Source organism: Candidatus Nitrosopumilus sediminis (assembly GCF_000299395.1).
GTDB lineage: Archaea > Thermoproteota > Nitrososphaeria > Nitrososphaerales > Nitrosopumilaceae > Nitrosopumilus > Nitrosopumilus sediminis.
The window spans coordinates 1564275-1579064 of sequence record NC_018656.1; the positions used below are offsets into that span (position 1 = coordinate 1564275).

Annotated in this window: 19 protein-coding genes; 7 read left to right on the forward strand and 12 right to left on the reverse strand. The window is 31.4% G+C overall.

Features of this window, described 5'->3' with window-relative positions; all coding sequences use genetic code 11:
* The first annotated feature begins 38 nt into the window (after positions 1–38).
* From NSED_RS09320 to NSED_RS09330, 3 genes are read left to right on the forward strand one after another with little or no spacing between them, the layout of a single operon-like run.
* Positions 39–506: a hypothetical protein gene (locus NSED_RS09320; protein WP_014966012.1), complete on the forward strand. Its 468-nt coding sequence runs from the start codon at positions 39–41 to the stop codon at positions 504–506.
* A gap of 11 nt (positions 507–517) precedes the next feature.
* Positions 518–1411 carry a PfkB family carbohydrate kinase gene (locus NSED_RS09325; protein WP_014966013.1) on the forward strand — a complete coding sequence of 298 codons (894 nt, stop codon included), beginning with the start codon at positions 518–520 and terminating at the stop codon, positions 1409–1411.
* Positions 1412–1450: 39 nt separating this feature from the next.
* Positions 1451–1801, forward strand: a complete 351-nt coding sequence (locus tag NSED_RS09330; protein ID WP_026090053.1) for a dUTPase — start codon at positions 1451–1453, stop codon at positions 1799–1801.
* On the opposite strand, the gene NSED_RS09335 is transcribed toward NSED_RS09330, so the two are convergent.
* Positions 1798–2274 (reverse strand): tetrahydromethanopterin S-methyltransferase subunit A, encoded by a 477-nt coding sequence (locus NSED_RS09335; RefSeq protein ID WP_014966015.1) that lies wholly within the window; start codon positions 2272–2274, stop codon positions 1798–1800. The two genes, NSED_RS09330 and NSED_RS09335, sit on opposite strands and share 4 nt — an antisense overlap.
* Positions 2271–3356, reverse strand: coding sequence for a DegT/DnrJ/EryC1/StrS family aminotransferase (locus tag NSED_RS09340; RefSeq protein ID WP_014966016.1), 1086 nt, complete (start codon positions 3354–3356; stop codon positions 2271–2273). The genes NSED_RS09335 and NSED_RS09340 overlap by 4 nt, the downstream gene beginning before the upstream one ends.
* Before the next feature lie 79 nt (positions 3357–3435).
* Between NSED_RS09340 and NSED_RS09345 the strand changes: the two genes are divergently transcribed.
* Together NSED_RS09345 and NSED_RS09350 are read left to right on the forward strand one after the other, a co-directional pair.
* On the forward strand, positions 3436–3999 hold the full coding sequence (locus tag NSED_RS09345; RefSeq protein WP_016940123.1) for a hypothetical protein: 564 nt from the start codon (positions 3436–3438) through the stop codon (positions 3997–3999).
* 76 nt (positions 4000–4075) lie between these two features.
* Positions 4076–4264, forward strand: coding sequence for a C2H2-type zinc finger protein (locus NSED_RS09350; RefSeq protein WP_014966018.1), 189 nt, complete (start codon positions 4076–4078; stop codon positions 4262–4264).
* Positions 4265–4267: 3 nt separating this feature from the next.
* Here the strand turns inward: NSED_RS09350 and NSED_RS09355 are convergent, their stop codons facing one another.
* Positions 4268–4477, reverse strand: coding sequence for a hypothetical protein (locus tag NSED_RS09355; protein ID WP_014966019.1), 210 nt, complete (start codon positions 4475–4477; stop codon positions 4268–4270).
* A 93-nt stretch (positions 4478–4570) separates the two neighbouring features.
* Here NSED_RS09355 and NSED_RS09360 point away from each other — a divergent pair, with 93 nt between their 5' ends.
* Entirely contained in the window at positions 4571–5617 is a 1047-nt protein-coding gene (locus tag NSED_RS09360; RefSeq protein ID WP_014966020.1) for a tyrosine--tRNA ligase, read from the forward strand.
* On the opposite strand, the gene cobJ is transcribed toward NSED_RS09360, so the two are convergent.
* The 6 genes from cobJ to NSED_RS09390 are packed head-to-tail and all read right to left on the reverse strand — an operon-like array spanning position 5614 to position 10775.
* Complete coding sequence (gene cobJ / locus NSED_RS09365; RefSeq protein WP_014966021.1) at positions 5614–6408, reverse strand: precorrin-3B C(17)-methyltransferase; 795 nt, start codon at positions 6406–6408, stop codon at positions 5614–5616. The genes NSED_RS09360 and cobJ overlap by 4 nt on opposite strands.
* 48 nt (positions 6409–6456) lie before the next feature.
* Positions 6457–7920, reverse strand: a complete 1464-nt coding sequence (locus tag NSED_RS09370; RefSeq protein ID WP_014966022.1) for a DUF7482 domain-containing protein — start codon at positions 7918–7920, stop codon at positions 6457–6459.
* Between the two features lie 37 nt (positions 7921–7957).
* Positions 7958–9361: an aspartate kinase gene (locus NSED_RS09375; protein ID WP_014966023.1), complete on the reverse strand. Its 1404-nt coding sequence runs from the start codon at positions 9359–9361 to the stop codon at positions 7958–7960.
* Positions 9362–9396: 35 nt separating this feature from the next.
* Positions 9397–10143, reverse strand: a complete 747-nt coding sequence (pcn, locus tag NSED_RS09380) for a proliferating cell nuclear antigen (pcna) (RefSeq protein WP_014966024.1) — start codon at positions 10141–10143, stop codon at positions 9397–9399.
* 34 nt (positions 10144–10177) lie between these two features.
* A complete protein-coding gene (locus tag NSED_RS09385; protein ID WP_014966025.1) occupies positions 10178–10495 on the reverse strand; it encodes a transcription factor S in 318 nt (105 codons plus the stop codon).
* Position 10496: 1 nt separating this feature from the next.
* Positions 10497–10775 (reverse strand): RpoL/Rpb11 RNA polymerase subunit family protein, encoded by a 279-nt coding sequence (locus tag NSED_RS09390; RefSeq protein WP_014966026.1) that lies wholly within the window; start codon positions 10773–10775, stop codon positions 10497–10499.
* Positions 10776–10826: 51 nt separating this feature from the next.
* Between NSED_RS09390 and NSED_RS09395 the strand changes: the two genes are divergently transcribed.
* Positions 10827–11363, forward strand: coding sequence for a hypothetical protein (locus NSED_RS09395; protein ID WP_014966027.1), 537 nt, complete (start codon positions 10827–10829; stop codon positions 11361–11363).
* 35 nt (positions 11364–11398) lie between these two features.
* On the opposite strand, the gene NSED_RS09400 is transcribed toward NSED_RS09395, so the two are convergent.
* From NSED_RS09400 to NSED_RS09410, 3 genes are all read right to left on the reverse strand, one after another.
* The gene (locus NSED_RS09400; RefSeq protein WP_232212333.1) at positions 11399–12880 is read right to left on the reverse strand and encodes a hypothetical protein; all 1482 of its coding nucleotides are present in this window, start codon (positions 12878–12880) and stop codon (positions 11399–11401) included.
* Between the two features lie 68 nt (positions 12881–12948).
* Entirely contained in the window at positions 12949–13899 is a 951-nt protein-coding gene (locus NSED_RS09405; RefSeq protein ID WP_014966029.1) for a vWA domain-containing protein, read from the reverse strand.
* Positions 13900–13901: 2 nt separating this feature from the next.
* Positions 13902–14774, reverse strand: coding sequence for a DUF58 domain-containing protein (locus NSED_RS09410; RefSeq protein WP_014966030.1), 873 nt, complete (start codon positions 14772–14774; stop codon positions 13902–13904).
* Positions 14775–14790 lie beyond the last annotated feature (16 nt).

Sequence of the window (14790 nt, forward strand, 5' to 3'; positions counted from 1 at the left end):
TTATTGGGATTTTTTTCGTTTTTAGTTAAAATGTAAACATGTTAAAACTAGTCATGAAATCATCTAAAAAAGCAGGCATAGTTGTTCTGTTTGTATTAGGCATGAGTATTTTTGGTTATTCACAATATGCATCTGCTTCACAGATCAGGGTTAGTATTAATCAAAGTGAATTATTAAATGAAAATGAGAAAGGCTCAAACTATAATATAGAATTACAATTTGAAAATCCTTCATTATTAATTTTAAATGCTGGGGAAACTGAATTTTTTATAATTTCTAATGATGAAATTATTGGAAAAGGTAACTTGGAGTCATTTACTTTACAACCATTAGATAGTAGTTATGTTAGAGGTACATTTCATACAGATGTAAATTCAGATGATGAGTCGCAATCAGTGAGAATTTCAGGAGTAATAAAATACGATATGGTAATTACATCAATTGATGTCCCATTTGTGTACTATCCAACAGAAGAACAAGCAAGAGAATTTATACATCAAAATTAATTTCTTAACAAATGCTTACTGTTTTTGGATCTACAGCATTAGATACTATTAGAACTCCAAAAAAAACACTAAAGAATGTTTTAGGTGGTGCTGCTACATTTGCAGCTATTTCAGCTAGTAATTTTGTAGACACGGGATTAATTGCAGTAGTTGGTAAAGATTTTCCTAAACCACATCATAAAATTTTATCAAAATATCTTGATTTACAAGGATTAACTATCAAAGAAGGCAAAACATTTCGTTATGACGGTAAATATGACAACACACTAAGTACAAGATCAACATTAAAAACTGAATTAAATGTACTGGGAGATTTTAAAGCAACAGTGCCAGAAGCTTATAAAAAATCTCAATTCATATATCTTGCAAATAACGATCCAGAACAAAATACTGCACTAATTAAAGAATTTGATAAAGTAAAATTCTCTATGTGTGATACAATTGATTTTTGGATATCTACTAAACGTGATGCAGTAATTAAAATGATCAAGGCCGTAGATGCAGTTGTAATTAATGATGAAGAAGCTAAACTTCTAACAAAAGAATTCAATCTGATTAAATGTGCTAAAAAAATGATGCAATGGGGAGCAAAATATGTCATAATTAAGAAAGGTGAGCATGGTTCCTTGATGTTTTACGATGATGTAATTTTTCCAACTGCAGGATTTTCCTTAGAAGATGTAGTAGATCCAACTGGAGCAGGAGATTCTTTTGCTGGAGCAATGATAGGTTATCTTGCTAGCAAAAAATCTACCAAGTTATCAGATATCAAAAAAGCTGTAGTTTATGGAAATGTTTTAGGTTCATTCGCAGTTGAAAGATATGGTTTAGATGGATTATTAAAAATTAAAAATGGTGATATTGCAAAACGTGTCAAGATTTACGAAAAGATGATTCGATTCTAAAAAGACTTAAGTTCAATTATTTATCAAATTAATTTGTCATTGTCACAAGAAACATCTGAAAAAGATCGACTGGAAACAATATTCAAGCTCCAAAAAGGTCTTTCAGAAATGATGAAATTAGATAGATATCCAAAAGATTCTGAAGGAAGAATTTCTGCTTTGTGTACAGCTATTATGCATGAGGCAGTTGAATTACAACGTACAACAAATTGGAAATGGTGGAAAACTCCAATTGAATTTAATGAAGATGAAGCAAGAGAAGAATTAATCGATATTTGGCATTTTGTTGTACAAGCATCACTAGAGCTAAAATTAACACCTGATGATATTTTGAAAGAATACAAAAAGAAAAATGAAATCAATCGCGAAAGACAACGAAATGGATATTAAAAAACACTAGATTTTTCTAAAATTAATTCAAATCTAGTTTCATTAATCAAGTTTACAAGATTTATCTTGTGTTGAAAATATCTTATTTCTGGTTTTGATACTGTAAGATATGGATCAGGACTAGTAGAATTAATTATTCGATTTTTTTGATCAATTCCATTTTTGTGTAATTCTAATAAAGAATGGCCAGGTTTGTGTCCCCAAACTTCTTTTCCACAAACAATGATGGTGTCTACTTGAGGATTTTTGTTTACATATTTTATTATAGAATCAATTCCTTTATTTTCAGAAAGTAGTCGTCCTACGATGGATATTTTATTTAAAATCTCAGAATTTGCAAAATTTTTGAGTAAATTCATGCTTGAAAGTGTACAAACTGCTATTGAAGAATTTGGATTTCCTAGATAGTATTCCTCATTAATTGGTAAAATTATCTTGCAAAGTTCTCCAATTGCTTCACCTATAACATTCACAAAGCATCACGAATGGTTTTAGCAATAAATTCGATATTTTTTCGAGTAACTTTTGGATGAATGGGTAATGAGAGGACATGTGAAGATGCCCAATCAGTAACGGGAAGTTTTGTATTTTGTTTGTAAAATGGTGTTTTATGAATTGGTGTAGGATAGTATGATGCAGCACCTATTCCTTTTTTATTTAATTTTTTCAAAATATTATCACGTTTTTCAACAGCAATAGTATAAAGATACCAGTTTAGATTTTCATCTTTTCTTTGAGTAGGTAATTTAATTTTAAGATCAGAGAGTAATTTTGTTAGTAGTTCAGCATTTTGCTTTCTAATTTTTAAAAAATTTGGGAGTTTTTTCATTTGTACAGTTGCAATTGCAGCATTGATTTCTGGTAATCGTAAGTTTAATCCAAACATCTTAGTATCATATCCATGGACCATTCCATGATTTCTAATCATTAGTAATTTGTCTCTGAGTTTTTTGCTATTAGTTACAATAAAACCACCTTCACCGGATGTCATAACCTTTGCAGGATACATGCTATAACATCCCATATCAAAAAAAGTGCCAGAGTATTTTCCTTTATACATACTTCCTAAAGACTGAGCAGAATCTTCAATTATTGGAAGATTATATTTTCTAGAAATTTCAGATAATCTATCTACATTTACTATATTACCGTAAAGATGAACCGGAATAATTGCACGGGTTTTTTTTGTAATCTTTTTTTCAAGAGCATCAGGATCTATAGTATAATTTTCTTTTAAAATATCAACAAAAACAGGTTTTGCCCCAGTTGAAACAACTGCATTTGCTGTTGCTACAAACGTAAATGAAGGAACTAGAACCTCATCCCCATTTTTTATATCCAATGCATAAAGTGCAGCCTGTAAAGCAGCAGTTCCGGAATTAACAGCAATAGCATATTTTGACTTTACAAAGGAAGTTACAGATTTTTCAAAATTTTGGACATGTTTTCCACCTTGATTTGCAGCTGAGGTCAATGCGCCATTTTTTAGAATAGATGTGACTGCTGTAATCTCTTCTTTACCTACAATAGGAATGTTAATTGGAATTTTCAACATTATTCCTGCTTATAACTAGTCTATAAATCTCAATATGGAAACATGAATTTTTATATTTCAAAATTTGGCAAACGGCATTATGAAACCACGTCATCTTGAAAAATCAGATTCAGGTTACAAAGTTTATCTGTATATTTTCTACATTTGTGGATTCATAATGGCATCAACATTGGTTTTTGGAGTATATGTCACAATGATAGAATGGATTGAAAATGGAACTTATGTTATGGGGGAAGCAATTCACAATACAACAATCCCATTTGAAAATTTTGCAAGAGTATCAACATGGATATTTTTCTCTACAATAATTGGATGGTATTGTGTTACAAGAATTGGATGGAGAAGAACTGCTGGAGATAAAATTGTCGGTACAAAAATGGCATTATTACAACTAATGTTGTTAAGTTTTTCAATAATAACTTTCTATGAAGTATTATACAATTTTACAGTGTTAAATGCACAAATGACAGCAGGTATCATTGATGGGATTGTTCCAGATATTGATAAATTGTCAGTGGCTTATCCAGATCCTGATAGACCATGGAATTTAGTTTTTGCAACCAAAGTATTCCTTGCAGCATTTATCATTAGCACTCATGCATTTTATCTTAGCATAAAACCTAGAAAAAGCCTTGATGAATGAGAATTTTGAATTTATTGTATATTTTTAGACAAATTTTATAAAAAAACTATTTCTACTATGTCTGAATGTTTTCTTTATGGGATTATTTGGTTCTAATAAAAATGAATTAAAATGTAAAAAATGTGGTACAGTTCTTCCAGATTCTGAAAGATTAAAAAAACATCAAGAAAAAGCTCATAACAAAAAAAAGGAAAAATGCAGAGTGTGTGGTACTGAATTTGATTATTCGGAAGATCTGAGAAAGCACAAAAAGAATTGTAAGTAAAAGTTATTCAGATAAACCAGATTCATATTTTGGCTGTCGTTTTAAAGCTTTTTCAATTGCCTCTAAATTTTTGATTTCATTTTTTGAATTTAGTGACAAAGTTTGGATCATTTCTGAGCCTAATTGAACCGATTGTTCTGGTAATGTTTCAAGAAACTTTTCAAGACCTTTTTTATAATTTTCAATTAATTCTAATCCTTCTTCAAGAGTCATAAAAAATATAGAAATATCCTCTATTCAAAGCTTCCAAGTGTAAATCAAGTTTTTGAATAACTTTATACGTTTATTCTCAAAAGTTGTTTTGATTTGGATATTATAGAAAAAGTAAATTTGATTCAAAGACCACCAACAGAAGAAATTGTAACACAAGAGGAATTAATTGAATTATTCAAAACAAATTCATCTCCAAATCACTATATTGGTTTAGAAATTTCTGGTTTTTTACATCTTGGTAGTCTAATTAGCACAGGATTCAAAATTAATGATTTCGTAAAAGCTGGCGTAAAATGTAAAATTTTTCTTGCTGATTGGCACACTCTGATAAATGACAAATTAGGAGGAGATTGGGAAACAATTGCAAAAGTTTCAAAATATTATCAAGATGCATTCAAGTTAGTTTGTCCTGAAGCTGAAATTGTTTTGGGTTCAAAATTATATGAAGAAAAAACAGAATATTGGTCTGATCTTGTTAAATTTACAAAACATATGTCAATTGCAAGAACAATGAGAACATTAACAATAATGGGTAGATCAGAAGATGATAAAAAAATCGATGTTGCTAAATTACTCTATCCTGCGATGCAGGCAGTAGATATTCATTCTTTAGATGTAGATATTGCACATGCTGGAATGGATCAAAGAAAAATACACATGTTAGTAAGAGAAATTTTTCCAAAAATGAAATGGAAGGTTCCTGTTGCTGTTCACCATAAATTATTACCAGGCCTCACAAAGCCTGCAGACTCAAGTGACGATAAAATATTAGGAAAGATGAGTAAATCAGATCCAAATTCAGGTATTTTTGTTCATAATACTGATGATGAAATAAGGAAGAAAATCAGCAAGGCATGGTGCGAAGAGGCAAATGTTGAAAATAATCCACTGCTTGAAATTTCAAGAACGGTAATCTTTCATGAATTTAGTGAAATGAAGGTCGAAAGGCCGGAAAAATTTGGTGGAAATGTATCATACACAAATTATAATCAACTTGAAAAAGATTTTGCAGAAAAGAAATTACATCCAGGAGATTTAAAACAAACTGTTGGGAATTATTTAGTTAAAGTCATTTCCCCTATTAGAGAAAATCTAAATCTGAATGAAGAGTTATGTGAAGCAATAAAGAAGAGCTTTTAGACTTTAAGATCTGGATTGGTTTGTTCTTCTAAATTATATTTTGATTTGTAACCTCGTGGATTAATCATCAAATCTTTGTAAGTATACGTTGATGAATTTCCAATAATTACAGTACTAATCATGCCTAATTGATCTGAATGATCTGGTAGATTTTCTAAATCAGTCATAACAATTGTTTCAGATTCTCTAAATGCACCTTTAATTATTGCAACTGGTGTAGTAGGTTTTCTATATTTTAAAAGAACTTTTCTTGTATCTTGTAATTGATGAATTCTTTTTTTGCTTGCAGGGTTGTAAATTACAATTACAAAATCACCTTGTGCAGCTGCCTCAACTCTTTTTGAGATTATTTCCCATGGAACTAATAGATCACTCATACTAACAACTGCAAAATCAGTCATTAAGGGGGAACCAATAATTGACGCACATGAATTTAATGCAGATACACCTGGAACAATTTCTACTTGCAGATCATCTTTTGGATTCCATCCAGATTCAGCAAGTGTCTCATAGATTAATCCAGCCATTCCATAAATTCCAGGATCTCCACTAGAAACAAGTGAAACTATTTTTCCAGATTTAGCGAGATCAATACATTGATGAGCTCTTTCAACTTCTTGTGTCATAGCATAGCGATGAACAGTTTTTCCTTCAATTAGATCTTGAACCAAATTTACATATGTTTCATATCCTACAATTGTATCACTCTCACCGATCACTTGTTTTGCTCGAAACGTCATATGATCATGATGTCCAGGTCCAACACCGACAATGTAGAGTTTACCAGTCAATTTTAAAAGAAATTTTTTGTTAAGTAATTTATCCGTTTAGTGAATTGTTTATTGAAATGGATCAATGAATGGACAATTAACTATATGATCACTATTAGTTGGTCTTGCAATAGTTACTGATAACAAATTATCTGCACGAAATGAGTCAATATCTGACTTGGTTTCTAAGATTTTTGCAGATTCTATATCATTCCATTCAACAAGATAAATTCTCCACATTGGACTATAATTTGCATCACCAAGCGAGGCTCCAGCAATTCCTGCCTGAAATCCTAATGGACCAGAACCAGTGATTCCATTTTTGAATTGAAAAAGATCAACTGCTCCTGAGTGTGCTATAAGATTTGCAGAACTTGGAGATGAGACAACACCCATTGATTTAGCAGGTCCTGAGGGGGTAGCATCAGTTACAATATAGTAAATTGTTCTACCATCTGGTCCCCAACCTCTATGAGCAACAAAAGTAACAGTCATTTCTTCTTCATTAATTTCAGTGATCTGACCACCACTGTAAGACATTTCATCAGATATTTCCTTGTCTGAACGGATCATCATTTGTCCATCTGGCCAAGTGATTTGAGGTGTATTTAGAACAACACCTGTTTCATTAAATTTAACTCTCCCACCTTTTTCAGCTGCAATAACATCTGCTGCAGATTTAAACTCGATTTCTTTTTGACCAACTTTCCACGTAACTTCAACAATAGAACTCAAAGCACTGTATTTTGATTCTTGTGATGGGGTACTTGAAAATACATCATTTTGAAAACCATAGAGTCCATCACCTTCTACTCCATTTTTAAAAACAAATAATTTTTGAAGAGTATTTTTTGGAACGTTTGCAATTACAGGGGCAAGTTCTACATTCCATTTTTGTTTTTCTGTAATTGTTTTTGCATAATCTTCATCACTTCCATCAGTTATAATGTAAAGAACTTGATTTCCTTCATAGATTCCTTTGTGCATTGGAATTGTAGCTGGAACATTTGTTCTTGAAAGTAATTGTGATGGTTCTTCTTTTTGTAATTCTATTTTTTGCATTATTACTTCTGTTGGTTGTCCTCTAATCCATCCATCAACACTAACAGTTGTGGTAAATTCTTTTGAATTTGGAGAATGCAATGCAAGAGCAGCTCCTGTAAATTCAAATGAACCTGAATTTTGTTGTAAATTAATTAAGGATAATCCATAAATCGTTTTTCCATCTACAGTCCATATAGGTTGACCTTTTGATTCTTGTGAGTTGATTTCATGTAAAACTGCAATTTGTACAGGCTCACTTGAGGTAAATGTCATGGAACCATCATAGATTGTTCCCATGTTTGGAGATAGAATTAGTGCTAGTTGGTGATTTTCATGTCCTTGACCTGGATCTTGGGAGGATGTAATGGTTTGAGTAAAGTGAATTTTTTTCCTAGAACCTGCATCAACAAATTGATCAGACGTTGATGATACAAAAATTATGCCTGTTACAAAAATTCCAATTAATAATAAAGCTGAAAGTTTTTTCAATAAATCATCTTAAGATTGTTCCCTTAAATGATTTGTCTTAGTTGATTTTATCTAGTTCAAATTCATCATGTAAGGCTCGAACGGCTGCATTAGTATCAGAATTTTTTACAACAAAAGCCAGATTAAGTTCAGACGAACCTTGTGTAATCATTGATACATTTACTTTATTTTTTTCAATTGCGCCAAATACTTTTGAGGCAACTCCAATTGTTCCTCTCATTCCTGAACCAATTAATGCTATGATAGCAACATTTGTAGTTACATCTAATTTTTTGATAATCTTACCCAATAATTCCAATTCTAATGCACTAACTGCTTTGTCAAGATCAGCATTTTTCACTACGATTGTTATGCTTGATTCAGAAGGATTTTGAGAAATCATCATTACATTGATTCCAGCTTTTGCTAATGTTGCAAATATTTTTGCTGCTGTACCAGGAGTTCCAACCATACTACCTCCTTGGACATCAATTAATCCATTATTTCGTACATTACTTACGCATTTTACAGTATTTTTTACTGCTGATGAAGTTGTTGCTGAAACTAGAGTTCCTTCATTTTTAGTCTTGAAAGAACTCCTAATTTTCATAGGAATTTTCTTTGTAAGTAGAGGCTCAAATGTTCGTGGATGTATTTGCTTTGCACCAAACAGAGCCATTTCAATTGCTTCTATGTAGGATACTTCTTTGAGTAATTTTGCATTTTTTACAATCTTAGGATCTGCAGTCATTAATCCATCTACTTCGCTCATCAACCATATCTCATCTGCTTTTATGCAAGAACCTACAATTGTTGCAGAGTAATCAGAACCACCTCTACCAAAAGTAGTTACATGTCCATGTTGATCTGCACCAACAAATCCTCCTACTACAGGTATTGTTTTCTTTGAGAATAAGGCATCTATAGTTTTTGATACTCTTAACCTAGTTGTATCAATAAGGGGTTTTGATTCACCAAAGTTAGAATCAGTAACAATTCCTACTTCCTTACCAGTAAGAGGAATTGATTTTTTTCCAGCATCGTCTATTGCAGATGAAACTAATTTAATTGATAGTCTTTCTCCAAATGAAAATAGATAATCCATTGTTCTTGGTGTAACTTCACCTAGTAACACCATACCATCAATTAGTGCAATAAGTTCAGCAAAATCTTGATCAAATTTTGCAAGTAATTTTTTTCTTATATCAGATTTTTTGATTGTCTGTTTAGCCAATTGTTTATGTCTATTGGTAATTTTTGATGCTAATTGTTCTGCTTTTGATTTATTTTCTTTTTTTATTGATTCTGAAATTTCTATTAAATCATCAGTGGTTCCACTAGTTGCAGAACATACAACGACAATATGATTTTTCTTTGATAATTCATTAAGGTGTTTAGCTACTGCTTGGATGTCTTTTGCAGTAGAAATTGATGTTCCACCATATTTTATTACGAGTCTCAATTCAAAATACCTGAACTTGTTAATCTTTAAATGCTTTAACTTTCGACGCGTGGAGCCAAGTAAAAGTGAATTCTACCAATATTTGCTACTTTGAATTCAATTCGAAGTGGTTTTGCGCTTGAAAATTCACATGTAATTGAGCCTGCATTGGAACCTACGGCTTTTACTACCGGATTTAGATATTCAAGGCTGTAAGTACCAACACTGTCTTCTTTAGAAGAAATTTCTTCAATTTCTTTATCATCTTTATCTAAATCTATTACAACCTCACCGGAATCACCTTTTCCTGAAAAGTCTCCTTTTGAATCAGATGTATGGATTGTAAGATAATCAGATACTACTTGTACATCACCAAGTATTTTATCAAATTTTGAAGAAGTTAAAATGATTTTTGAATCATATGGAATTTTTGGTAATGGAGTATCAGTTGCGGAACTTTCAATTAAACGCATTTTGTATTTTTTATTTTTTCCAACTGTTACAAGTAACATGTTTTGTTCAGATATGCTAATTTCTATGCTGTCTTTTTTATCAGCTCTTTTGATAAGTTTAGAAAATTCATCAATTCTTACTCCAAATTTAATATCACTGTCGCATTCATATTTTTCAAATGCAGAATTAGGCCAAGAAATATCAATCAGAGCGACATGTGAAGGATCCATTCCCCTGAAAGTAATTCCTTCTGCTGTTGCAACAAAAGTTGCTTCTTCAACAAGTGTAGAAATTGCAGAAATGATAGCCTTTAGATCATCTGATCCACTTGTTTTTGCTCCAAAAGTCAAATCAATTTTCTTCTCTTTAAGTACAAGTTAAACGTTATGTGTAATCACGCCATGTGTATTTACATTTTTGGCAACGATAAAATCTAGTTGTAGGTTCATCAGCACTTCTAGTTTGGAACATCCAACCAACTGCTTCATCATGTCCACATTTTTCACAGTCTATTTTGACTGTAGGGTTAGATTCTTCTCCTTCGTCTCCTTCAAATGCAAGTAGTGAAAAATCTGGTTCTTCTTCAGCAGGGATTTTTTTTGTTGTTTTAATTTCTCCTCCTTCAGTGTATCCACATTTTGAACATTGTAGGCCTGAACCACTATTTTTTAATTTGACCTCACATTTGGGGCAAAATTTCAATTTAATTTACCTTGATTTTAGAATTGAATAGTTGTTTGAACTCTTCAGCCATTTTAATTGCTGAATCTGTTGCTTTTTTGATTTCACCAAGTGGTTTTGAACTAGAATTAATTCTCATCCAACATTCATTGGTAAGAGGATGTTTTACTATAACACCTGCAAAATCAATATTTGATGCTTTTAGTAGCTCATGCTGAATTATGTACAAAATTCCTATGTCAGTTTCAGTGATTGAAAGACTGATTTCTTTGGGTTCGGAACTGATCACTTGCGCGTTCATGTATTCAGAAAAAGCACTTATTGCGGATATAAATCATTATGAGAGGTAGCAATGGGAGAAAGTAAGATTTCAGTGATCGAATTAGTAAAATCCAAGGATGAATACTCTTCTGATGAGAATATTGAGATAAATGTCCAATTTTCAGTCGAAGGAGACATCAGAGATGCCTTCAATGAGGCTAATTGGACAAAGGCATACAACAACAATGATGTTTCATTCAAATTGAAATATGGCATAAAATTGACATCTGGTGGATTCAGAAAGAAGGAATTAGGAAGAACCATTGATACGTATAGAAAGGCATCAATATTTTGGACAAGAAATCCAAAATTAGTCAATCCGATGAAGGATAGACGAATTTGGATACAGGTAGCCAAAAATTTTGAGCCATTTATCAGACTAACAGAGGAAGAAGTAAGAGAAGAATTGTTTGATTTTAATGAAAAATTTGTATTCAAAGCATCAGATTTGGGGCCAGGTAAACATAAGATTGGAGCTGAAGCTTTTGCATCATGGCAAAAACATGATTTTACAGAAACTGGAAGTGTCAAAAATAGTTCCAATGAAATTGAGATAACAATCAATTAGGGCCTGTTTGAATATTTACTAAAAATAACTATTTTTTAATTAATTTTCCCGTTTGTTAATTTTCTTTGAAAAAGTTGTTTAGCAATAGCAATCATTTTGTTAAAATCATCCTCATTTGGTTCAAGTTTTGCAAATTCAACCAAGCTTGAAAGTTGAAAACAATATCTAATATCAGATATAGGATAAACACTATTCTCAAGATGTGATGTGAGATCTTCGTTTGTAATTTCCTTGTTTAATTTTAATTCATAACTCAAGAAAAGTCTGATTGCTTGGCTGATTTTACCATAAGCATCCTTGTATTGTTTTTTATTGAAACAATCTTTTGCCTCAATTAACAAATTATTTGATTCTAAGACATAATCAAATTTTTTAAATTCTTTAGAAATTATAGGCTTTGGAGATATTTTCTTTTTAATTTTTAATTTTTTAGATAGAAAATATGCAATGATACCTGCAGGTGTAAGTATCAAAAGTGGATACAGATATGAGTAATCTTTCCATGGTTTTTCTAGTTGAACTTTAATTAAATCATTATTTTGAAAATCCGCTATAATTGTCGCAGTTTGTGATTCATCATTTTTGTAAATCAATGAAATAAAAGTCATGTTTTGATCATAATTAAATTCTAAATTTTGTTCTACAAATGCATCATGGATCAATTGATTCTCATATTCTTGAAAAGTAGGATCTGCTCTGAGTTTTGTTAACAATTCCTCTTGTTCTTCTTGAGTTTGTTTTTGGATCTCTGTAATGGTTCCATTAATCATACTTCCCTCAATTTTTGCCCATTTTCCTTGCTCATTTTGATAATTTACTTTAAAATCTCCTGTCGAGTCAGAATTGGGATTTAGACTTCCACCAGTTACATTGTATCCCTGGTCCAAAAGTTGCTGATGAGATTTTTGAAAATCTTCAGTAGATACAAGTTGATTTTCAAATGCTTTTTTGAGGCTATTTTCTTCTTGTAATTGTTCTTGAATTTCTTTTTTCAAGGCATTACTATCTTGTGCTAATTGATTATTCTGAAGTCTTTGTTGCGGATCTTGGGTAACAGGAGACTGTTGATTCATTATCTGATCTAATTTTTGTTGAAGAGATTGTTGTGCACTTGATGGGTTATTCTGAACAGGTGCTCCTTGTTGGGATGAGCTTTGCATTTTATTTTGTACATTATTTTTTTGAGATTCATCTGTAACAAAATGAATTGTAATAGGATCAAAGGATACATTAATTTGATTTCCATCATTGTAAATGAAATTCAGATTTACTGAAAGAGTAGCAGGTGATGTACTAGTTCCAAAATCCAACGAAACTGTCTGGGTTCCTTCATTAACAATAAATGTAGATGCTTGTGTGTTAGAGCTTGAAAATTGTGTGTTTGCTTGTCTAATTTGTTGTATGATAGTATATTGTAACATGCCAGATATTTGTTGACCATAATTATTTTGAATTTCCAGAGGAATTACAGCATTTTCTCCAATCTTGAAATAATACTCAGATTGGTCAACAGACATGAGAATATCTTCTGCAAATACTAGGGGAAATTGGATCAAAAATAATAAAAATAACAAACATAATTTATTCATTGAATAATTCTCCCTTTACCATATCTCATGTAGATTTGTAAAAAGAACAACCCAAGTGATGCTGCAAAGAACCAGTCTTTTATGCTGGTATCTTCTTGTTCTCGTTTAATGTCTTGACTGATGTTTTTGTAGATGTTTTCAAGAGTCTTGGAATCTATAGACTTGAAATATTTTCCACCAGTATTCTCAGCTATTGCCTTGAGTGTTACTTCATCAAGTTCTGCATATTGAGCCCTGCCAAAAAAATCATAGCCCAAAACTACCTTATTTTCTGAGCCTAAACCAATAGTGTAAACTTGAATGTCATTTAATTTTGCAAATGCAACTGCCTCCCTAGGAGTAATCACTCCTGCGTTGTTGACCCCATCACTGAGTAAAATGACTACTTTTTTCTTATTTGGTACAGATGTAGCCATATCAATTCCAAGACTTAATCCATCTCCTATTGCAGTCTTACCTTCTTTTGGTAGAATATCTCTGAGTTTATCTATCACCTTATCCTTGTATGGGCTTAGATATGCTGTTGTGGTTGCACCTGTTTCAAAAGTTACAATACCTGCATTGTCTTTTGGTTGAAGTGAATCCAATAAAATCTCGGCAGATTTTTTAGCGGATTCTAATCTGTTAGGTGGATAGTCCTCTGCTTGCATACTTCCAGAATTGTCAATTACTAGAACTACGTTAACACCTTCTTTGGTTTGCTCTAATGGAATGTGAGGATCTGCAAATCCAATTATCATTAATACAATCACTGAAATTGAAATGTAAAACAAAAAAGAGTCTCGTTTAGTTTTCTTCTTGTCTCCTAATGCAGATTTGATAAATGATAAATTGCTAAATTGTATTGCAGCTTTTTTCTTTTTTGTTAAAACTTTATTGTATAAATAAAATAACAAAGGTATAACCAAAAGAAAAACTAGAATATACTGATTATCAAATCCTGCCATTTTTACCTATTCCTTCTCTTAAAGAATTTTTTCAAAGATGTCGAATAATCTTCTTCAGTCAATAAGGGAATGGTATCAACTTTTATCTTCATCATACTAGATAGAAATTTTGAGTCATTTTCATAAATCAATCTTAAATATGAATTTCTAAATTCTTCATTTGATGTATCTACAAGAATTTGCTCACCAGTCTCCTCATCTTCTAGTTCTATCATTCCAATATCTGGAATTTCTCTTTCTCTAGGATCAACTATTCTTAAAGCAATTACATCATGACGCTTTCGTAGTAGTTTAAGTGGTTTGAGATATTCGCTGTTATCAATAAAATCAGAAATTAGAAAAACAATACTTTTTCTTTTAATTATTTTTGATATTTCTTCAAGAGATTTTTTTAGGTTAGTTTTTCTAGAATTAGGCGTAAAAGTAGTTAAAAAATTCAATAATTGCAGGATATGTTTTCTTCCTTTCTTTGCAGGGATGAATTTTTCAACATTTTCTGTAATCAGAAAAATTCCAACACCATCATTATTTCTAAGTGCTGCAAACATTAGACTAGCAATTATCTCAAGAGATTTTTCTTTCTTTGAGATATTTGTACCAAAACTGCCAGAACCAGATATGTCAATAATAAAATAGACTTGTAGATCTCTTTCTTCGATAAACTCCTTGATGTAAGGATGATTAAATCTGGCAGTTACTTTCCAATCTATTGCTCGTATGTCATCACCTGCTCTATAATCTCGTATTTCAGAAAACTCAATTCCCTGTCCTTTGAAAATTGAATTATAATTCCCTGTAATTATGCCATCTACTAGTTGTTTTGTTTTTATATCTAATTTTTTGATTTTTTTTAAAATTTCTTTTGCTTGGGACATTTTCTCTCCAGAAAAT